Origin of the sequence: Collimonas fungivorans (assembly GCF_001584145.1) — a bacterium.
GTDB classification, from domain to species: domain Bacteria; phylum Pseudomonadota; class Gammaproteobacteria; order Burkholderiales; family Burkholderiaceae_D; genus Collimonas; species Collimonas fungivorans.
This window is the reverse complement of the sequence record NZ_CP013232.1, coordinates 808,551-828,121: the sequence shown is the minus strand read 5'-3', so window position 1 is coordinate 828,121 and position 19,571 is coordinate 808,551. Positions and strand designations below refer to the sequence as shown.

Sequence of the window (19,571 nt, the reverse complement as noted above, 5' to 3'; positions counted from 1 at the left end):
CGTTGCTTCTTGTAGGGTGGGCACCCGTGCCCACGCGGTAGAATTTTCGTGGGCAAAAAAACTTGCCCACCCTACTTCTTAGTTATTGTCCCGAAATTCTTCCGGTGTCAGCGTCTTCATCGACAAGGCGTGAATTTCTTCGCGCATGCGGTCGCCCAGCGCCGCATAGACGATCTGATGGCGCTGTATCGGACGCTTGCCGGCAAAGGCGGTCGACACGATCACCGCCTTGAAATGCTGGCCGTCGCCCTCGACATCCAGGTGCGAACAATCGAGGCCGGCGGCGATGTAACTTTTAACGAGATCGGGTGTAGGGAACATAATATTTTCTCAATTGTTTTCTTGGTGACGCGCTCAGTGTCTTAGCTTATAGCCGCGCTTGAGCATCTGCACCGCTACCGCCGACAACAACGCCAGGAATATGCAAATGATCAGCAGGCTGATCAGAGGGTTGATGTCTGACTGCCCGAAAAAGCCGTAGCGGAATCCATCTATCATATAAAAGAACGGATTCAAATGCGATACGGCCTGCCAAAACGGCGGCAACGATTTGATCGAATAAAACACGCCGGCAAGAAAGGTCGCCGGCATGATCAGGAAATTCTGGAACACCGCCAGCTGGTCGAACTTGTCGGCCCACACGCCGGCAATCAGGCCCATGGTGCCCAGCAGCGCCGCTCCCAGGAAGGCAAAAATCACGATCCACCACGGCGCCACGAAAGACAGGTTGCCGAACCAGGCGGTAATGACAAATACACCCAGGCCGACCGCCACGCCGCGCACCACCGAGGCCAGCACATAAGCGCCATACAGCTCCCAGTGCGACAGCGGCGTCAGCAGGACAAACACCAGATTGCCGGTCATTTTCGACTGTGTCAACGACGACGAAGTATTGGCGAAGGCATTTTGCAACACGCTCATCATCACCAGGCCGGGAATCAGGAACGCGGTGTACTGCACGCCTGGATAAACCTCGATGTGGTCTTTCAGGGTATGGCCGAAAATCAGCAGGTACAGCATCGCCGTCAGGATCGGCGCGCCAATGGTTTGCGTCGCCACTTTCCAGAAGCGCAGCACCTCTTTGTAGAACAGGGTCTGGAAACCGATCATCATTTGACACCGCCTGCGCTGTATTCGTCGGCAAAGACATTAAAGCCGCTAGCGCTGACCTTGCTGTCCATGATCTGCAGGAACACGTCTTCCAGGTCGGCCTGCTGCAGCTGCATGTCCTCGATCACCGCGCCGGCATGGCGCAAGGCGCCGAGGATCGGTTCGACATCGGCATATTCATTGACCCGCAGCGCAAATTTGCTGCCGTCGGCGTGCAGCACCAAAGGCTGCAGCGCCGCCGGCAAGCTGCCGCTGGACAGGTTGACCAGCAATTGCGAACCGGCGATGCGCTTGATCAGCGCCGAGGTGGAATCGAGCGCCACCACCTGCCCCAGCTTGAGCATGGCGATGCGGGTGCACTGCTCTTGCGCTTCTTCCAGGTAGTGCGTGGTCAGGACCACGGTGTGGCCTTCGCGGTTGAGGCGTGAAATGAAACGCCACAAGGTTTGCCGCAATTCAACGTCGACGCCGGCGGTCGGCTCGTCCAGCACGATCACCGGCGGCTTGTGCACCAGCGCCTGCGCCACCAGCACGCGCCGCTTCATGCCGCCCGACAGCGCGCGCATGTTGGTGTCGGCCTTGTTGGTCAGGTCGAGGTTTTCCATCACCTCGTCGATCCACTTGTCGTTGTTCTTCAGGCCGTAATAACCGGATTGGATGCGCAAGGTTTCGCGCACCGTGAAAAACGGATCGAACACCAGTTCTTGCGGCACCACGCCGAGATTGCGGCGCGCGGCACGGTAGTCGCTGACGACATCGTGGCCGTGGATCGTGACGTTGCCAGAATCCGGGTGGTTAAGACCGGCGATGATCGAAATCAAGGTGGTCTTGCCGGCGCCGTTAGGGCCCAGCAAACCGAAGAACTCGCCTTCTTCGATGGTCAGGGAAACGCCGCCCAGCGCCTGCAAGGACTGGTAACGCTTCTTGACATTGGTGATTTGGATGGCCGCCATAGTGCCTTGCTAAATATTCTTTAATTGGAACGCCGCGGCAATGCTGCCGATCTGTCAAGCCATGCTGGCCGGTGGCGGAACCCTTGATTATATTGGATTTTTGCTGCGAGGGCCGGGCGACAGCGACAAACCCGGGATGCTACGAGGAAAGGGGAAGGTAGGGCTCAATGATGCAATGTACTGGCGGCAACAGTGACGCCGGCAGGCGCCAGCAACTCTGTCACGCCGTACAAATCGATCAGGCTTTCCAGGTTGGCGGGCAAACTGGAGAAATGCAGGTTCAGCCCCTGGTTCAGGGCTGCACATTGCCAAGCCAGCAAGGTGGCGACGGCGGCCGAATCGACCGCCACCACATCGCCCAGGTCAATCTCGGTCTCGCCCCCGGCGATCGCGCGCAAGCCCTCTTCCAGAGTGACTTTGGCGTTGCCGACAGTAAGCGAATGAGATGGTCTGAACATGTTAGTTAGTCAATCAACTGATTATTTCTTAAGGCCGCGGGCAGCGCGTTCCTTGTTCTTGTCCGACAACACCTTGATCAGGCCGTCGATGCCGGAACGGTTGATTTCGGAAGTGAAGGTGCCCTTGTATGAATCAACGAGCCAGGCGCCCAGTACGTTGACATCATAGATCTTCCAGCTCGCGCCTGCTTTTTCCACGCGGTAATTGAGCTGGATAGGCTCGCCGCGCGGCTGGATCACCTGCGAGCGAACGATCACGTCGGTATCGGCCGGATCGGCGCGCAGCGGCTTGAAATCGATTTGCTGGTCGCGCACTTGCGACAGCGCGCCGGAATAGGTATAGACCAGCAGGCTGCGGAACTGGGTGATCAACTGTTTCTTTTGATCATCAGTTGCGTCACGCCACTTAGGGCCCATGGCCATGCTGGTCATGCGCTCGAAGTCGACATACGGGATGATCTTTTCTTCAACCAGCGCCAGGATGCGCTGCTGGTTGCCGCCCTGGATGTTTTTATCCGATTTGGCGGTATCCAGCACGTCCTGGCTGATGCGCTTGATCAGCGCGTCAGGCGCTTCTTGCGCCTGAGCTGCCGCTGTGAACAACAGGCTGCCGACAGTCAGCGACAGCGTCAGGAATTTTTTCAGGATTTTCATATGTTTTTTTAACAATCTTAATGGTTGTTAGAAGACGTCTCAGACGCGGGGTATATGCGTCCTAAGACGGCAATTTCAAGCGCCGGTTCCGGCCGGCGCCGATAATCACTGCTCGGCGGGCTTGCTGTTGACAGGTTTGTCCGCCTTGTCGTCGCTATCGTCGTTATTGCCGCTGATCTGGCTCTGGCGGCGCTGGGTGTAGGCGTCGCGCACGAATTCATACTTGTCGAGGGCGGCATCGTCCAGCAGGCCGCCTGCATCCAGCAGGTTGGCGCGCTTGTCGATCAGGCGCACCACCGAGCCGGTATTGCGCCAGCGCACCGGGTATTTGTAGGACCAGATATCGCCGTACATGTCCACCGGCAATGCCGCCGTGTCGCGGATATTCGACGGCCCGAACAGCGGCAGCACCAGGTAAGGACCGGAGCCTACGCCCCACTTGCCCAGGGTCTGGCCGAAATCCTTGTTATGTTTCTGCAAACCGGCTTCCGAGCCGATATCCAGCAACCCGCCCAGGCCGAGCGTGGAGTTGACCGCAACCCGCATCACATCCGAAGTACCGTCTGCAACATTGCCTTGCAGGAAACCGTTGACCGAGCTCCAGACGTCGCCCAGGTTGCCGAAGAAGTTGTTGACGCCGGTCTGGACAAAACTTGGCAGCCAGTTGCGGTAAGCGGTGGCGACCGGCTTCAGCGCGACCTTGTCGAGCGTGTCGTTGAAGCTGAACATGGCGCGGTTGAACCCTTCCAGCGGGTCTTGCGGATTGCTGGTGGTGGCGCAGCCGGCCAGCGCGGCAACCAGGGCCAGCGAGCTCAGGCGAAGGTGAATCAGGGTTTTCATTGTTCTGTGTCCTTTACATCCGCAGCTTTACTGTACAGGAACTGACTGATCAGGTTCTCCAGCACAATCGCGGATTGCGTTAATTTAATACGGTCGCCGGCAACCAGGTTCTTGGTCGCGCCGCCCGCTTCGATACCGATGTATTGCTCGCCCAGCAAACCTGAAGTGAGTATCTTAGCCGAACTGTCTTCCGGGAACTGGTAACGCTGGTCCATGTTCAAGGTAACTATCGCCTGGAAGTTCTTGTCGTCGAAATTGATCGAAGCAACACGCCCCACCACCACTCCGGCGCTCCTGACCGATGCCCGTACTTTCAAGCCGCCGATATTGTCGAACTTGGTAATTACCGGATAGGTCTTGTTGAAAGTCGCGCTGCTCAGGTTGCCCGCTCTCAGCGCCAGGAAGCCCAAGGCCAGCACGCCGATCAGCACAAATATGCCTACCCATACGTCTACAGTTTTCTGTTGCATGATTCATCACCTTAAAAATACCACCGCGAACAAATTCCCGAGGAGAAAATAGTAACGAGAAGTAAAACGCGCTGCTACGGCTTGACCCCGGCTGCTTGAGCACCCAACAAGTGCCCAACAAGTGCCCAACAAGTGCCCAATAAGCGCCCGAGTCGCGCAAAAATCAGTTAAACATCAAAGCGGTCAGCAGGAAGTCCAGCGCCAATACCGCCAGCGACGAGATCACCACGGTGCGCGTGGTAGCCCTGGAAACGCCTTCCGGCGTCGGTTTCGCCTCATAACCCTGCCATACCGCAACAAACGTCGCGGCGACGCCAAATACGATGCTTTTCAGGACACCGTTAGCGATATCTTGCCAGATATCTATACCGCCTTGCATCTGCGACCAAAACGCGCCGTCGTCGACGCCGATCAGCTTGACGCCGACCAGGTAGCCGCCAAAAATACCGAGGGCGCTGAACAAGGCTGCCAGCATCGGCATCGCCACCACGCCGGCCCAGAAACGCGGCGCTACTACCCGTTGCATGGGATCGACCGCCATCATTTCCATCGCCGACAATTGTTCGCCGGCTTTCATCAGCCCGATTTCCGCCGTCAGGGAAGTACCGGCGCGGCCGGCGAACAGCAGCGCCGTCACCACCGGCCCCAGTTCACGCACCAGCGACAGCGCCACCAGCAAGCCCAGCGCCTGCTCGGAACCATATTTGTTGAGCGTGTAATAGCCCTGCAAACCCAGCACAAAACCGACAAACAGGCCCGAGACGCCAATGATGACCAGCGAATAGTTGCCGATGAAATGGATCTGGTCGGTAATCAGCCGCGGACGCCGCCAGAGGCCGAGCGAGGCGCGCAGGATCGCAAAGAACATGCGCGCGGCCAGGCCCAGGCCGGCAATCGATTCGCGTACGGTGCGTCCCACCGCGGCAAGACAATTGCTTACAAACTTGGTTACAGCGTTCAGCATCAGCCGCGCCCCTTCAGACCCAGGTCCTCGGCCAGCGACTTGCCGGGATAGTGGAACGGCACCGGACCGTCAGGCTCGGCGTTGACGAATTGCTTCACGTACGGATGGGTCGACGCCTGCATCTCTGCCGGCGTGCCTTGCGCCACGATCTGCCCTTGCGACAGGAAATACACATAGTCGGCAATGCTGAACGACTCATTGACGTCATGCGACACCAGGATGCTGGTCGAACCCAGCGCATCGTTGAGCTTGCGGATCAGGTTGGCGGTCACGCCCATCGAAATCGGGTCCAGCCCGGCGAACGGTTCGTCATACATGATCAGCGACGGATCCAGCGCGATCGCGCGCGCCAGCGCCACGCGCCGCGCCATGCCGCCGGAAATCTCGGACGGTTTCAGCTGCGCGGCGTTGCGCAGGCCGACCGCATTCAACTTCAGCAGCACCAGGTTGTTCAGCAGTTCCGGCGACAGGTTGGTGTGTTCGCGCAGCGGGAAGGCGACGTTTTCAAATGCAGTCAGGTCGGTAAACAAGGCGCCGCTCTGGAACAGCATGCCCATTTTGCGCCGCAAGGCATACAAGCCCGAGGTCGAGAGGGTGTGCACCGTTTCGCCGTCAACCTTGACGCTGCCGGCCTGCGGCTTCAGCTGGCCGCCGATCAGCCGCAATATGGTGGTCTTGCCGGAGCCGGAGCCGCCCATGACGGCGATCACCTTGCCGCGTGCGAAGTCCATGTTGAGACCCGATAAAATCGACCTCTCCCCATAGCCAAACTGCAGATCACGAATTTCGACGATATTTGCCACACCATCCACCGAATAAATCAAAGGGGCTATTGTAGTGCAAATGCGACAATCGTTCAGAGCCCAGCAATAGTAGACAGACTGATATGTGCCTGTATTACAACAGTTTGACTATTGCCTGGAAGCATGAACAAAACATGCACAGCAGAAAAAAGAGCACGCCGGTGTTGCCACTGACATGCTCTTTCTTTAATAACAGCAAAAAGACTAAATAGTATTACCGCGGCAAAACCGATGCTCCCATCAGGTATTCATCGACTGCCCGCGCGCACTGGCGGCCTTCGCGGATAGCCCACACCACCAGCGACTGGCCGCGCCGCATGTCACCGGCGGCGAACACCTTGTCGGCCGAAGTCTTGTAGCAGCCGTCGCCATCGGTAGTGGCCTTGGCGTTGCCGCGCGCATCCTTGTCGACGCCGAATGCCTCCAGCACTTGCGCCACAGGCGAGACAAAACCCATCGCCAGGAACACCAGGTCGGCCTTCATTTCGAATTCCGAATCCGGCACTTCCTGCATCTTGCCGTCCTTCCACTCGACGCGGGCAGCGATCAGTTTCTCGACCTTGCCGTTCTTGCCTTCCAGCCGCTTGGTGGCCACCGCCCAGTCGCGGTCGCAGCCTTCTTCGTGCGACGACGAGGTGCGCAGCTTGGTCGGCCAGTAAGGCCATACCAGCGGCTTGTTTTCCAGTTCCGGCGGTTGCGGCATCAGCTCGAACTGCTGGATCGATACCGCGCCCTGGCGGTTGGAAGTGCCGACGCAGTCGGAGCCGGTATCGCCGCCGCCGATCACCACCACATGCTTGCCGCCGGCCAGGATCTGCTCCTTGACCTTGTCGCCGGCGTTGATCTTGTTTTGCTGCGGCAGGAAATCCATGGCGAAATGCACGCCCTTCAGCTCACGCCCCGGCACTGGCAAATCGCGCGGCTGCTCGGCGCCGCCGGCAATCACCACGGCGTCGAACTCGGCTTTCAGTTCTTCCGGTGAAACCGTCTTCTTGGCCCAGTTATTGACATTGGCCGGAAAATCCTTGCCGACCAGCACGCCGGTGCGGAAGGTCACGCCTTCGGCTTCCATCTGCTCGACGCGGCGGTCGATATGGGATTTTTCCATCTTGAAATCGGGGATGCCGTAACGCAGCAGGCCACCGACCCGGTCGCTCTTTTCAAATACGGTGACGTCATGGCCGATGCGCGCCAGCTGCTGCGCCGCCGCCAGGCCGGCAGGACCGGAACCGACCACCGCGACTTTCTTGCCGGTCTTCACCAGCGGCGGCTGCGGCACGATCCAGCCGTTTTCCCAGCCCTTGTCGACAATGAAATGCTCGATCGACTTGATGCCGACCGGGTCGCTGTTGATGCCCAGGGTGCAGGCGCTTTCGCATGGCGCCGGGCAGATGCGGCCGGTAAATTCCGGGAAGTTGTTGGTCGAATGCAGGGTTTCCAGCGCTTCGTGATACGCGCCGCGATACACCAGGTCGTTCCAGTCGGGGATGATGTTGTTGACCGGGCAGCCGTTATTACAGAACGGAATGCCGCAATCCATGCAGCGCGCGCCTTGGGTCTTGGCTTCGTCGTTGCTCAGGCTGAGGATGAATTCCTTGTAATGCTTCTTGCGCGCCACCGGAGCTTCATACGTTTCCCCGACCCGCTGGAATTCCATAAATCCTGTTACTTTTCCCATTTTTCACTCACATTTTAGCTACAGGACCCACCACGATCTGGCATTCCAGACCGGCGGCGATCCTTATCGTTACTTGGCTGACGGTTACGCAATCTGTCGATTACGCGGCGACTTTTTCCTTGGCTGGCGTGGTGCTGCGCACCGCATTCAACTCGCCCAGCGCCCGCTTGTACTCGGTCGGGAACACCTTGACGAATTTGCTGCGCGAGGCAACCCAGTTGTCCAGCAGGTTGCGGGCGCGGGTGCTGCCGGTGTACTTGAAGTGGCGTTCGATCAGCCCCTTCAGGATCGCCTCGTCGGCCTGCACTTCGCCGCCGCGCACGGTGCTGTGCCAGATCGCCTTGTCGATCGTGGCTTCCTGCTCGCCCTGGCTCAGCACCTGCTCCAGCGTCACCATCGACATATTGCATTGCGCCGCAAACGTGCCGTCCGGATCGTAGGCATAAGCCAGGCCGCCAGACATGCCGGCGCCGAAGTTGCGGCCGGTTTCACCCAGCACGACTACCGTACCGCCGGTCATGTATTCGCAGCCATGGTCGCCGGTGCCTTCCACCACTGCAATCGCGCCAGAGTTGCGCACCGCGAAGCGCTCGCCGGCGACGCCGTTGAGGAAAGCCTCGCCAGCAATCGCGCCATACAACACCGTATTGCCGGCGATGATATTGTCGACTGCGCGGCCGCGGAACTCGGTGTTCGGACGGACGATGATGCGGCCGCCCGACAAACCCTTGCCGACGTAGTCATTACCCTCGCCAACCAGGTCCAGCGTCACGCCATGCGCCAGGAACGCGCCTGCCGACTGGCCTGCTGTGCCCTGCAGCTGGATGTGGATGGTGTCGTCGGGCAGGCCTTCGTGACCGTATTTTTTTGCGACTTCGCCCGACAGCATGGCGCCGACGGTGCGGTTCAGGTTCTTGATCGGCGAGATGAACGAGACGCGCTCGCCCTTGTCCAGCGCGGCCTTGGCTTGCGCAATCAGCTTGTGATCGAGCGCGCGGTCGAGGCCGTGGTCTTGTTCTTCGGTGTGGTAATACACGCCGCCTTCAGGCAATACAGGCTGGTAGAAAATGCGGCTGAAATCCAGGCCCTGCGCCTTCCAGTGCGTGATCGCCCGCGATTTGTCCAGCAGGTCGGCGCGGCCGATCAGTTCATTGAAACTGCGGATGCCCAGCGACGCCATGATCTGGCGCACTTCTTCGGCAATGAAGAAGAAGAAGTTGACCACATGTTCCGGCTTGCCGGAGAACTTGGCGCGCAGCACCGGATCTTGCGTGGCGACGCCGACCGGGCAGGTGTTCAGGTGGCATTTGCGCATCATGATGCAGCCTTCGACCACCAGCGGCGCGGTGGCAAAACCGAATTCATCCGCTCCCAGCAAAGCGCCGATCACGACGTCGCGGCCGGTCTTCATCTGGCCGTCGGCCTGCACCCGGATGCGGTTGCGCAAGCCGTTCAGCACCAGCGTCTGCTGGGTTTCCGCCAGGCCCAGTTCCCAAGGCGAGCCGGCATGCTTGATCGACGACAAAGGCGAAGCGCCGGTGCCGCCGTCATGGCCGGCGATCACCACGTGATCCGACTTGGCCTTGGCCACACCGGCGGCCACGGTGCCGACGCCGACTTCGGATACCAGCTTGACCGAAATCGAAGCGCGCGGATTGACGTTTTTCAGGTCATGGATCAGCTGCGCCAGGTCTTCGATCGAGTAGATGTCATGGTGCGGCGGCGGTGAAATCAGGCCGACGCCAGGCACCGAGAAACGCAGCTTGGCGATGTACTCGGACACCTTGTGGCCTGGCAGCTGGCCGCCCTCGCCCGGTTTCGCGCCCTGCGCCATCTTGATCTGGATCTGGTCGGCGGAAATCAGGTATTCCGCGGTGACGCCGAAACGGCCGGACGCCACCTGCTTGATGCGCGAACGCAGCGAATCGCCGGCCTGCAACGGGATGTCGACTTCGATGCGGTCCTTGCCGATCACCGACGCCAGGGTTTCGCCCTGCTTGATCGGGATGCCTTTCAATTCCTGGCGATAGCGGTTCTCGTCCTCGCCGCCTTCGCCGGTGTTCGACTTGCCGCCGATGCGGTTCATCGCCACCGCCAGCGTGGCGTGCGCTTCGGTCGAAATCGAACCGAGCGACATCGCGCCGGTAGCAAAGCGCTTGACGATTTCCTTGGCCGGTTCGACCTCGTCCAATGGAATCGCCTTGCTCGGATCGACCTTGAATTCGAACAGGCCGCGCAGCGTCATGTGGCGCTTGGACTGGTCGTTGATCAGCTGCGCGTATTCTTTATAGCTGTTGAAGTTGTTGGCGCGGGTCGAGTGCTGCAGCTTGGCGATCGCATCCGGCGTCCACATGTGCTCTTCGCCGCGGATACGGAATGCGTATTCGCCGCCGGCGTCGAGCGCGTTGGCCAGCACCGGATCGTCGCTGAAGGCAGCGCGATGCAGGCGCAAGGCTTCTTCCGCCACTTCAAACACGCCTATGCCTTCGACGTTCGATGCGGTGCCCTTGAAATACTTCTGAGTCATGCTCTTGTTGAGACCGATCGCTTCGAAAATCTGCGCGCCGCAATACGACATGTAGGTCGAAATGCCCATCTTCGACATGACTTTCAGCAAGCCCTTGCCGATCGCCTTCTGGAAGTTGTAGATCGCTTTTTCCGGCGACAGCGCGCCCGGCAAGCCGTGCGCCAGTTCGGTCAGCGTATCCATCGCCAGGTAGGGATGGATTGCTTCCGCGCCATAACCCGCCAGCAGTGCGAAATGATGCGTCTCGCGCGCCGAACCGGTTTCGACCACCAGGCCGGTCGAGGTGCGCAGGCCCTTGCTCACCAGATGCTGGTGGATTGCCGAAGTAGCCAGCAGCGCCGGGATCGCCACCTGCTCGGCATCGACCTTGCGGTCGGAAACGATCAGGATGTTGTGGCCCGACTTGACGGCGTCGACCGCCTTGGCGCACAGGGACGCCAGGCGCGCTTCGATGCCTTCCTTGCCCCAGGCTACCGGATAGCAGATGTTCAGTTCGTACGACTTGAACTTGCCGCCGGTGTGCGCGCCGATATTGCGCAGCTTGGCAATATCGTCGTAGTTCAGGATCGGCTGCGTCACTTCCAGCCGCATCGGCGGGTTGATGTTGTTAGTGTCCAGCATGTTCGGCTTGGGTCCGATGAAGGACACCAGCGACATCACCATCGCTTCGCGGATCGGATCGATAGGCGGGTTGGTGACTTGCGCGAACAGCTGCTTGAAGTAGTGGTAAAGGGTCTTGTTCTTGTTGGACATGACCGCCAGCGGCGAGTCGTTGCCCATCGAGCCGATCGCTTCTTCGGCGGCAGCCGCCATCGGCGACATCAGGAACTTGATGTCTTCCTGGGTGTAGCCGAACAGCTGCTGGCGGTCCAGCAGCGGGATGGTCGAACCGGATTCGGACGGTTCCGCTTTCAGCTCGTCGAGCTTGACGCGCACCGATTCGATCCACTGCTTGTATGGCTTGGCGTTGGCGAAAGTGTCTTTCAATTCCTTGTCGTCGATGATGCGGCCGGCGTCGAGGTCGATCAGGAACATCTTGCCTGGCTGCAGACGCCATTTCTGGATGATCTTCGATTCCGGAATCGGCAATACGCCGGACTCGGACGCCATCACCACGAAATCGTCGTCGGTGACGATGTAGCGCGCCGGACGCAGGCCGTTGCGGTCCAGCGTGCCGCCGATATGGCGGCCGTCGGTGAACGCCATCGCGGCCGGGCCATCCCATGGTTCCATCATCGCGGCGTGGTATTCGTAGAAGGCGCGGCGGTTGTCATCCATGGTGGCGTGGTTTTCCCAGGCTTCCGGGATCATCATCATCATCGCCTGGGCGATCGGATAACCGGCCATCAGCAACAGTTCCAGCGCATTATCGAAACAGGCGGTGTCGGACTGGCCTTCATAGATCAGCGGGAACAACTTCTGCAGGTCGTCGCCCAGCACATGCGATTTCATCACGCCTTCGCGCGCGCGCATCCAGTTGAAGTTGCCTTTGACGGTATTGATCTCGCCGTTGTGCGCCAGCAGGCGGTACGGATGGGCCAGCGGCCATTCCGGGAAAGTATTGGTAGAGAAGCGTTGGTGCACCAGCGCCAGTGCCGACAGGCAGCGCGGATCCTGCAGGTCCTTGTAATAGACGCCGACCTGGTCGGCCAGCAGCAAGCCCTTGTAGACCACGGTGCGGGCCGACATCGACGGCACGAAGAATTCCTTGCCGTGCAACAGGTTCAAAGCCTGGATCGCGTGACCGGAAGATTTGCGGATCACGTACAGCTTGCGTTCGAGCGCATCGGTGACCATGATGTCCGGGCCACGGCCGATGAAGATCTGGCGGATCACCGGTTCCTTGTCGCGCACGGTGGGCGACATCGGCATCTCGATATCCACCGGCACATCGCGCCAGCCCAGCACGACCTGGCCTTCAGCCAGCACCGCACGTTCGATTTCCTGTTCGCAAGCGATGCGCGAAGCGTTCTCTTTTGGCAAGAACACCATTCCCACGCCAAATTCGCCCGGCGGCGGCAAGATCACGCCCAGCTTCGCCATCTCTTCGCGATAGAACTGGTCCGGCACCTGGATCAGTATCCCGGCGCCGTCACCCATCAACTTATCCGCACCGACCGCGCCCGATGATCGAGATTCTTCAGGATCAGCAAACCCTGCTCAATGACCGAGTGGCTCTTCTTGCCTTTGATGTGAGCAATAAAACCGACGCCACAGGCATCATGTTCATTGGCCGGATCGTATAAACCTTGCGCATGCATAACGTTGCTCCACCACTTTGAGAGTAAGGATATTAAGAATAGTGCAGACGCTCCCAGACTTCAATCACAATAAATAGGGTCAGAGTCAAATTAATTGGCCCTATTTTTGCACCAAAATTAAATAGGGACAGAGTCAATTTAGTGCATTTGATGGTTTTGTTGCCCTACGTGTCATTTTTTTATTTGTCGTCGGCCTGCGGATCCGCTACATCGGACTGGGTCTTGAAGGGGCGTCCGCGCCTGGCCGGGCGTACCCTTAGACTGCCCTGCTTCTCGAGGTTTGATTTGAATTTTTCCGTGCCCAGCGGCCAGCCCTTGTTGGTGGCGTCCACCAGCTGCTTCGCCTGGATAGGGGTGAGTGCTTGCTCTGCCATTTGCTTATAAGCAGCCTCGCGATCGAAGGGAGTATTGCCTAATGCCCAATACAGGGCGTGATCCACCACAAGGGGGTCGGCCTTGATCCCGACATGGTGCAAGTAGCTTGACCAAGGGTACTCGCCGGCTGTTGCCGTGATGCCGGCACGCACCGGATTCTGGTCGATGTAGCAACTGCACAACATGAAATAGGGTTCGGAATCTATCACCGTGGCCCTGTAGCGTCCTTGCCACAAAGTCCCTACCCGTCCGTATTTCTGATTGAAATAAGGTACGTAAAAGCGCCCCACCCATTGCATCATCCGAGCCAGCCCCTCCGCGTCGGAAGGCGTTGCCAGCAAATGCACATGGTTGGTCATCAGCACATAAGCATGGATAGCCACCTTGTATTGCTTGGCGGCTTCGCGCAGGCGGACAAGGAAATTCACGTAATCTTCCGTCTCGCGGAAGATGGCCTGGCGATCAACGCCACGCTGGATCAGGTGGTGCGGCTGGTTGGGAATGACAAGTCTGGGCAGGCGGGCCATGGCAAAAGGAAGTGATCTGATGATGCCCGCATTTTATCGAATAATTCGACTCTGACCCTATTTAATTCTCCTTAAACAATTTGACTCTGACCCTAATTATTGGCGGCTTCTGTTTGCAGGATGTGGCTTAGGGCGTCGAGGGCTGGGGAGCTGTAGTCTTGGCGGCGGATCAGGTAGGTGGTGACTTGGCCTGCGGGGCCTATGGGGTAGGTGGCCAGGCTTTGGGTGTTGTTGTGCAGTTCCAGTACGGAGCGAGGGGCCAGGGCAATGCCTGCGCCAGCGGCGACGCAGGCTAGCATGGCGTGGTAGGAGCCTAGCTCGAGGATACGGTCGGGGCGGCGGCCGGGGATGCTGCCTGAGGCCAGCCAGTTTTCGGCGTGGCGGCGATAGGCGCAGCCGTGTTCGAAGGCGATCAGGGTGCGGCTTTGCACATCGTCGGGGCCGGTGATCGGCGGATGGTTGCGGGCGGCCAGCACTACCAGCTCTTCGGCATACAGGGGCAGCATTTCAAACAGGGGGTCATCCAGCGGCCCCGCGACCAAGGCAGCATCCAGGGTAAATGCGCGGACCCGGTCTATCAGTTGCTGGGTGGCGCCGGTGCTGAGTTCCAGCTGCACCGCCGGCCACTCCTGGTGAAAACGCGCCAAGGGCAGCGGCAAGCGGCTGGCGGCGGTGCTTTCCATCGAACCGATGCGCAAGCGCCCTTGCGGCACCGCCGGCTGCACCGCCTCGCGCGCTTCGCCGGCCAGGTTCAGCAGGCGTTCAGCGTAGCCAAGCAAGGTCTCGCCGGCCGGCGTCAGCACCAGGCGCTTGTTATTGCGGGAAAACAGGGACACGCCCAGCGATGTTTCCAGTTGGCGGATGCGGGTCGTCACGTTCGATTGCACCCGATGCAGTTGCTCGGCGGCACGGGTAATGCCGCCCTCGCGGACCACGGTGCGGAAGATTTCAAGAGATAACAAATCCATAATTCATCTCATATAAAGATGGATAACATTTTTATTATTCATTTTTCAGAACATTCCTGTCAAGGTAGCATGAGCCATACTGGCTGTAAGCAACACGATCTTTATCAGTTATCAGGAATATCAACATGTCTGCCATCAATAAAAATCCCGAAACATTCACTGCCGCGCTCGGCATCCGTCATCCGATCGTGCAAGGGCCGATGAACGGCGCTTCACCGATCGAGCTGGCGACGGCCGTCAGCAATGCCGGCGGCCTGGGCTCGTTCGCCGCTGCCCTGCTGGCGCCGGCGGCGATCATTGAAGCGGTGAAAAAAATCCGCAGCCTGACGTCGCAGCCGTTCAACGTCAACTTGTTCATCCTGGAGCAGGTCCAGCCCAGCGCCGCGGAAATCGAAGTGGCGCAGGCCTTGCTGCTGCCGTTCCGTACCGAGCTCGGCCTGGGACCGGCGGTCACGCCGCAGAAATTCAGCGAAAACTTCAGGGACCAGCTGGCCGCCCTTCTGGAAGCGGCGCCACCGGTAGTCAGCTTCACCTTCGGCATACTCGACGCCGCCACGGTGGCGCAATTCCAGCGCAAAGGATGCAAGGTCATCGGTACGGTCACCAGCGTTGCCGAAGCGCTGGCATGGGAACAGGCCGGCGCCGATTTCATCTGCATCCAGGGCGGCGAAGCCGGCGGCCATCGCGCCACTTTCCTGGGCGACATCGAGCAATCCTGTATCGGCCTGATGACCCTGATCCCGCAAGTGGCGGCGGCAGTCAAAGTGCCGCTGATCGCCGCCGGCGGCATCATGGACGGCCGCGGCATCGCTGCCGCCCTGCTGCTCGGCGCGCAGGCGGCGCAGCTGGGCACCGCCTTCCTGGCGAGCCCCGAATCGGGCATAGCGCCGGCCTGGCGCGAGCAGCTGGCCGGCGCCAAAGACGACAGCACGCGCATGACCCGCAGTTTCTCGGGCCGGTACGCACGCGGCATCGTCAATGCCTTCATGGAACAGATGCGGCCGCATGAAAACGCGCTGCCGGCTTATCCGGTCCAGAATGCGCTGAGCGGCGAGATCCGCCAGGCCGCGGCCAGACAGGGGCGTCCGGAATTCATGTCGCTGTGGGCCGGCCAAGGGGTGGCGATGACGCGGCCCATGCCCGCAGCACAGCTGGTGGCAACGCTGGCGGCTGAATTGCAAGCGGTCGCCAATCATCAGCCTCGGGAAGAAACAACTTGAGTAAAAACCTGCAAGCCAGCGTACTAGAGACAGACCAGCGGCGCGCCGCATGGCGCGTGGCGCTGGCCGGGTTGCTGGCGCTGGCGGTAGCAATGGGGATCGGCCGCTTCGCCTTCACGCCGCTGTTGCCGATGATGCTGCACGATGGCGTCATCGACCTGGCTGCCGGCGGCTGGCTGGCGACCGCCAACTATATCGGCTACCTGATCGGCGCCCTGCTGTGCATGGTGCTGCGGATCGACGCCACTCGCGCCATCAAGCTTGGACTGGTCAGCACGGTGCTGCTGACGCTGGCAATGGGATGGCTGCAGTCGCCCGCATTGTGGCTGTTGCTGCGTACGCTGGCAGGCATCAGCAGCGCCTGCACCTTTGTATTCGCTTCGGGCTGGTGTCTGCAACGCCTGGCGCAGCTGCAGGCGCCGGCCCTGGGCGGCATCATTTATTGCGGCCCCGGCCTCGGCATCCTGATCACCGGGCTGGCGACCAGCGCCATGATCGGCCAGCACTGGCGAGCCGAACACGGCTGGCTGCTGTATGGATTGCTGGCCTTGATATTGACGGCGCTGGTATGGTCGACCTTCTCGGGATCGGCGGCCGCGGCGATCACGCCGTCACCGGCAACGCATGGACTTGAACCGGTCCAGGTGGCGCGCCAGACCCGCGGCCTGACCATCGCCTATGCGCTGGCCGGCTTCGGCTACATCATCACCGCCACCTTCCTGCCGGTGATCGCGCGTCAGGCGCTGCCAGGTTCGAACTGGCCGGATTTGTTCTGGCCCCTGTTCGGCATCTGCGTCTCGATCGGCGCGCTGCTGGCGACCCGGCTGCCGACACACTGGGACAACCGCCTGCTGCTGGCCGCCTGTTACCTGCTGCAGGCATGCGGCATCATCATCGGCCTGGTCTCTCCCAGCGTGGCTGGCTTCGCGCTCGGCAGCATCCTGCTCGGCCTGCCGTTCACCGCGATTACCTTGTTCGCGATGCGCGACGCCCGCCGCCTGCGCGGCGACCATGCGCGCAGCCTGATGGGATTGCTGACTGCAACTTATGGCGTGGGGCAGATCATCGGACCGCCGCTGGCGACCCGCCTGGTGCAAGGCAGCGGCAACTTCAGCTCATCGCTGAGCGTGGCGGCGCTGGCGCTGCTGGCCGGCGCCGCCTTGCTGGGCGCCATGTACCGATACAGCCGCAAAGCGGCTGCCTGATTTCTATTCCGAGGAAAATTCGGCGGCCGCCTTGGCCGTCCACAGCGCCTTGTTGTAACTGGCGAACGGTGCATCGTAGCTGTCGATAGCGCCGTTCTCGCCGACAAAGTGGGTCCACCAGCCGGCCGCATCCTGCACCAGCGCGATATCGCCTGCGCTGCAGTGATCGGCGATTGCCTCACCTGCGGCCAGGGTCACGATTTTTATTTTCCGGTGCTTGATGAAGGTCGCCATTAGTCAGAGAAAATCAGCGGAACGCCGGTTCGCTGAAGCTGCGCAGCTTGCGGCTGTGCAGCTGCTCGACGCCCTGGTTGCGCAGCAGTTCCAGCGCCTTGATGCCGATCTTCAGATGCTGGTTGACGCGCTGTTCATAAAACCGGTTGGCCATGCCCGGCAACTTGATTTCGCCGTGCAGCGGCTTGTCCGAGACGCATAGCAACGTGCCGTAAGGAACGCGGAAACGGAAACCGTTGGCGGCCACTGTCGCGCTTTCCATGTCCAGCGCAATCGCCCGGCTTTGATTGAAACGCAGCAAAGGCTTGCGATGGTCGCGCAGCTCCCAGTTGCGGTCGTCGATCGACGCCACCGTACCGGTGCGCATGATGCGCTTCAGCTCGTAGCCTTCCAGTTGGGTGATCGTAGCCACCGCATCCTGCAAGGCCAGCTGCACCTCGGCCAGCGCCGGCACCGGCACCCACAGCGGCAGGTCGTCGTCCAGCACGTGGTCGTCGCGCACGTAAGCATGCGCCAGGACATAGTCGCCCATGCGCTGCGAAGTCGACAGGCCGGCGCAATGGCCCAGCATGATCCAGCCGTGCGGACGCAGTACCGCGACGTGATCGGTGATGGTCTTGGCGTTCGACGGACCGACGCCGATGTTGATCAGCGTGATGCCGGAACCATCGGCGCGTTGCAGATGGTAGGCCGGCATCTGCGGCTGCCGCGCCGGCGCAACGCCGGTGAGGGCGCGGTCGGCCGGCAGGTCGTCGAGGTTGGCGTTCCAGGTGGTCAGGTCGCCCGGTTCGACGAAGGCCGTGTATTGCTGACGGTAGGCGCGCTGCTCCGGATCGTTGGTGGCTTGCATCAGCTCGCGTCCCATGCGGATGAATTCGTCGACGTAGAACGCGTAGTTGGTGAACAGCACGTAGCGCTGGAAACGGTCGGGCGAGGTCGCCGTATAGTGCTTCAGGCGGTGCAGCGAATAATCGATGCGCGGCGCAGTGAACAAGGCCAGCGGATGCGGATCGCCCGGCAGTTCTTCAAAGGTGCCGTTGACGATGCGGTCGTCCATGGTCGCCAGGTTCGGCAAGTCGAACACATCCGGCAAGGTGCGCAAATGATCGGGGTCGAGATTGCCCTCGACGTGGATGCCTTCCGGGAAGGCGAAGTGGACCGGAATCGGCATGTCGCTGACGCCGATTTCCAGCGGCACGTCATGGTTATCGCGCAGCAGCTTGAACTGGCTGACCAGGTAGTTGGTATACAGCGACGGCCGCGTCAGCGTAGTTTCGTAGACGCCGGGACCGGACACAAAACCGAAGGAGTGGCGGGTATCGGCACGGGTGTTGAATTCGGTCGTCACCCGTACAAACGGATAACAGGCGCGCACCCGCTCGGTCATCACTTCGCCGTTGGCAAAGCGCTTGAAAGCTTCGCGCAGCAAAGCGGTGTGATGCTCGTAGATTTCATGCACGCGGGCGACGGCGGCATGGGGGTCGGTGAATTGCTCAGTCGGGAACATTGAATCTCCGTAGCGATATCTGTACGCCGGGCTAGCCGGCGTCATGGTCCGGACATATTTATCCGGACCTTACAGTTCAATTCTACTGGGATTGGCGTGGGAATGGGAACTAAGCGGGAACTAAGCCTTACTTGAGCAAATCGTATTTGCCGCCCTTTTCGATCGCACGCTGGTAAGCCGGCCGCGCATGAATGCGCTGCAGGAAAGCAAACAGCCTGGGACGGCTGGCATCCAGGCCGCCGCGCGATTGCGATGCTTCCAGCGGGAAGCTCATCTGGATGTCGGCGGCGCTGAATTCTTCGCCGGCGAACCAGGTCGATTTGCCGAGCTCGCTTTCCAGGAAATCCAGATGCGTCTTGAGTTGCGGATCGATGTAATTGCGCTGCACGCCGTTGGCGATCGAGCGGGCCAACGGCCGCAGTAGGGCCGGCATCGGCGGCCGGCCCAGGCGGCCGAAGATCAGTTTCATCAGCAAAGGCGGCATGGCCGATCCTTCGGCATAGTGCAGCCAATAGGTGTAGCGCAGGCGATCCTTGCTGCCCGCAGCCGGCACCAGGCGGCCATCGCCATATTGCTGCACCAGGTATTCGATGATTGCACCGGATTCGGCAATCGTATTGTCGCCGTCAGTGATGACCGGCGATTTTCCCAAGGGATGGACCGCCTTCAGCGACGGCGGCGCCAACATGGTTTTGGGATCGCGCTGATAGGGCTTGATTTCATAATCCAGCCCCAGCTCTTCGAGCAGCCACAGCACGCGCTGCGAACGGGAATTGTTGAGATGGTGAACGATGATCATGGTCGGCAAGCCCGGTCA

At 60.2% G+C, this 19,571-nt stretch carries 17 protein-coding genes and 1 pseudogene; 2 read left to right on the top strand and 16 right to left on the bottom strand.

Annotated features, from left to right (window positions below; translation table 11 throughout):
• Window positions 1-78: 78 nt before the first annotated feature.
• From CFter6_RS03495 to CFter6_RS03435, 13 genes and pseudogenes are all read right to left on the bottom strand, one after another.
• Entirely contained in the window at window positions 79-321 is a 243-nt protein-coding gene (locus CFter6_RS03495; RefSeq protein ID WP_061538744.1) for a BolA family protein, read from the bottom strand.
• Window positions 322-354: 33 nt separating this feature from the next.
• Window positions 355-1,110 (bottom strand): ABC transporter permease, encoded by a 756-nt coding sequence (locus tag CFter6_RS03490; protein ID WP_041742945.1) that lies wholly within the window; start codon window positions 1,108-1,110, stop codon window positions 355-357.
• Window positions 1,110-2,063, bottom strand: coding sequence for an ABC transporter ATP-binding protein (locus CFter6_RS03485; protein WP_061538743.1), 954 nt, complete (start codon window positions 2,061-2,063; stop codon window positions 1,110-1,112). The genes CFter6_RS03490 and CFter6_RS03485 overlap by 1 nt, the downstream gene beginning before the upstream one ends.
• 164 nt (window positions 2,064-2,227) lie before the next feature.
• Entirely contained in the window at window positions 2,228-2,521 is a 294-nt protein-coding gene (locus CFter6_RS03480) for an STAS domain-containing protein (protein ID WP_061538742.1), read from the bottom strand.
• Window positions 2,522-2,542: 21 nt separating this feature from the next.
• Window positions 2,543-3,175: an MlaC/ttg2D family ABC transporter substrate-binding protein gene (locus CFter6_RS03475; RefSeq protein WP_061538741.1), complete on the bottom strand. Its 633-nt coding sequence runs from the start codon at window positions 3,173-3,175 to the stop codon at window positions 2,543-2,545.
• Between the two features lie 105 nt (window positions 3,176-3,280).
• Complete coding sequence (locus CFter6_RS03470; RefSeq protein ID WP_061538740.1) at window positions 3,281-4,015, bottom strand: MlaA family lipoprotein; 735 nt, start codon at window positions 4,013-4,015, stop codon at window positions 3,281-3,283.
• Window positions 4,012-4,485, bottom strand: coding sequence for an outer membrane lipid asymmetry maintenance protein MlaD (gene mlaD / locus CFter6_RS03465; RefSeq protein ID WP_014004498.1), 474 nt, complete (start codon window positions 4,483-4,485; stop codon window positions 4,012-4,014). Before mlaD ends, CFter6_RS03470 begins: the two co-directional genes overlap by 4 nt.
• Window positions 4,486-4,648: 163 nt before the next feature.
• Window positions 4,649-5,449: a lipid asymmetry maintenance ABC transporter permease subunit MlaE gene (mlaE, locus tag CFter6_RS03460; protein WP_014004497.1), complete on the bottom strand. Its 801-nt coding sequence runs from the start codon at window positions 5,447-5,449 to the stop codon at window positions 4,649-4,651.
• Window positions 5,449-6,252, bottom strand: a complete 804-nt coding sequence (locus tag CFter6_RS03455) for an ABC transporter ATP-binding protein (protein ID WP_082814995.1) — start codon at window positions 6,250-6,252, stop codon at window positions 5,449-5,451. Before CFter6_RS03455 ends, mlaE begins: the two co-directional genes overlap by 1 nt.
• Window positions 6,253-6,466: 214 nt before the next feature.
• Window positions 6,467-7,930, bottom strand: coding sequence for a glutamate synthase subunit beta (locus CFter6_RS03450; protein WP_061538738.1), 1,464 nt, complete (start codon window positions 7,928-7,930; stop codon window positions 6,467-6,469).
• Between the two features lie 100 nt (window positions 7,931-8,030).
• Window positions 8,031-12,718, bottom strand: a pseudogene (locus CFter6_RS03445) (glutamate synthase-related protein).
• A 179-nt stretch (window positions 12,719-12,897) separates the two neighbouring features.
• A complete protein-coding gene (locus CFter6_RS03440; protein ID WP_061538737.1) occupies window positions 12,898-13,620 on the bottom strand; it encodes a transposase in 723 nt (240 codons plus the stop codon).
• A gap of 92 nt (window positions 13,621-13,712) precedes the next feature.
• Window positions 13,713-14,588, bottom strand: a complete 876-nt coding sequence (locus tag CFter6_RS03435; protein ID WP_061538736.1) for a LysR family transcriptional regulator — start codon at window positions 14,586-14,588, stop codon at window positions 13,713-13,715.
• A 125-nt stretch (window positions 14,589-14,713) separates the two neighbouring features.
• On the opposite strand from CFter6_RS03435, the gene CFter6_RS03430 reads away from it, so the two are divergent.
• Together CFter6_RS03430 and CFter6_RS03425 are read left to right on the top strand one after the other, a co-directional pair.
• Window positions 14,714-15,808, top strand: coding sequence for an NAD(P)H-dependent flavin oxidoreductase (locus tag CFter6_RS03430; RefSeq protein ID WP_061538735.1), 1,095 nt, complete (start codon window positions 14,714-14,716; stop codon window positions 15,806-15,808).
• Window positions 15,805-17,013 (top strand): YbfB/YjiJ family MFS transporter, encoded by a 1,209-nt coding sequence (locus CFter6_RS03425; RefSeq protein ID WP_061538734.1) that lies wholly within the window; start codon window positions 15,805-15,807, stop codon window positions 17,011-17,013. The genes CFter6_RS03430 and CFter6_RS03425 overlap by 4 nt, the downstream gene beginning before the upstream one ends.
• A gap of 3 nt (window positions 17,014-17,016) precedes the next feature.
• Here CFter6_RS03425 and CFter6_RS03420 read toward each other — a convergent pair whose 3' ends face one another.
• The 3 genes from CFter6_RS03420 to CFter6_RS03410 all read right to left on the bottom strand — a co-directional run bounded on the left by CFter6_RS03420 (window position 17,017) and on the right by CFter6_RS03410 (window position 19,553).
• Window positions 17,017-17,247 (bottom strand): hypothetical protein, encoded by a 231-nt coding sequence (locus CFter6_RS03420; RefSeq protein WP_061538733.1) that lies wholly within the window; start codon window positions 17,245-17,247, stop codon window positions 17,017-17,019.
• Window positions 17,248-17,260: 13 nt separating this feature from the next.
• A complete protein-coding gene (locus CFter6_RS03415) occupies window positions 17,261-18,799 on the bottom strand; it encodes an AMP nucleosidase (RefSeq protein WP_205631439.1) in 1,539 nt (512 codons plus the stop codon).
• A gap of 82 nt (window positions 18,800-18,881) precedes the next feature.
• Complete coding sequence (locus CFter6_RS03410; protein WP_061538731.1) at window positions 18,882-19,553, bottom strand: glutathione S-transferase; 672 nt, start codon at window positions 19,551-19,553, stop codon at window positions 18,882-18,884.
• Between the last annotated feature and the right edge of the window lie 18 nt (window positions 19,554-19,571).

Excerpts from the sequence above, each read along its gene's own strand:
- CFter6_RS03415 (WP_205631439.1), bottom strand. The coding sequence starts at position 18,799 with ATGACGCCGGCTAGCCCGGCGTACAGATATCGCTACGGAGATTCAATG.
- CFter6_RS03410 (WP_061538731.1), bottom strand. The coding sequence starts at position 19,553 with ATGATCATCGTTCACCATCTCAACAATTCCCGTTCGCAGCGCGTGCTG.
- CFter6_RS03480 (WP_061538742.1), bottom strand. The coding sequence starts at position 2,521 with ATGTTCAGACCATCTCATTCGCTTACTGTCGGCAACGCCAAAGTCACT.
- CFter6_RS03440 (WP_061538737.1), bottom strand. The coding sequence starts at position 13,620 with ATGGCCCGCCTGCCCAGACTTGTCATTCCCAACCAGCCGCACCACCTG.
- CFter6_RS03470 (WP_061538740.1), bottom strand. The coding sequence starts at position 4,015 with ATGAAAACCCTGATTCACCTTCGCCTGAGCTCGCTGGCCCTGGTTGCC.
- CFter6_RS03485 (WP_061538743.1), bottom strand. The coding sequence starts at position 2,063 with ATGGCGGCCATCCAAATCACCAATGTCAAGAAGCGTTACCAGTCCTTG.
- CFter6_RS03450 (WP_061538738.1), bottom strand. The coding sequence starts at position 7,930 with ATGGGAAAAGTAACAGGATTTATGGAATTCCAGCGGGTCGGGGAAACG.
- mlaD (WP_014004498.1), bottom strand. The coding sequence starts at position 4,485 with ATGCAACAGAAAACTGTAGACGTATGGGTAGGCATATTTGTGCTGATC.
- CFter6_RS03475 (WP_061538741.1), bottom strand. The coding sequence starts at position 3,175 with ATGAAAATCCTGAAAAAATTCCTGACGCTGTCGCTGACTGTCGGCAGC.
- mlaE (WP_014004497.1), bottom strand. The coding sequence starts at position 5,449 with ATGCTGAACGCTGTAACCAAGTTTGTAAGCAATTGTCTTGCCGCGGTG.
- CFter6_RS03430 (WP_061538735.1), top strand. The coding sequence starts at position 14,714 with ATGTCTGCCATCAATAAAAATCCCGAAACATTCACTGCCGCGCTCGGC.
- CFter6_RS03495 (WP_061538744.1), bottom strand. The coding sequence starts at position 321 with ATGTTCCCTACACCCGATCTCGTTAAAAGTTACATCGCCGCCGGCCTC.
- CFter6_RS03420 (WP_061538733.1), bottom strand. The coding sequence starts at position 17,247 with ATGGCGACCTTCATCAAGCACCGGAAAATAAAAATCGTGACCCTGGCC.
- CFter6_RS03490 (WP_041742945.1), bottom strand. The coding sequence starts at position 1,110 with ATGATCGGTTTCCAGACCCTGTTCTACAAAGAGGTGCTGCGCTTCTGG.
- CFter6_RS03435 (WP_061538736.1), bottom strand. The coding sequence starts at position 14,588 with ATGGATTTGTTATCTCTTGAAATCTTCCGCACCGTGGTCCGCGAGGGC.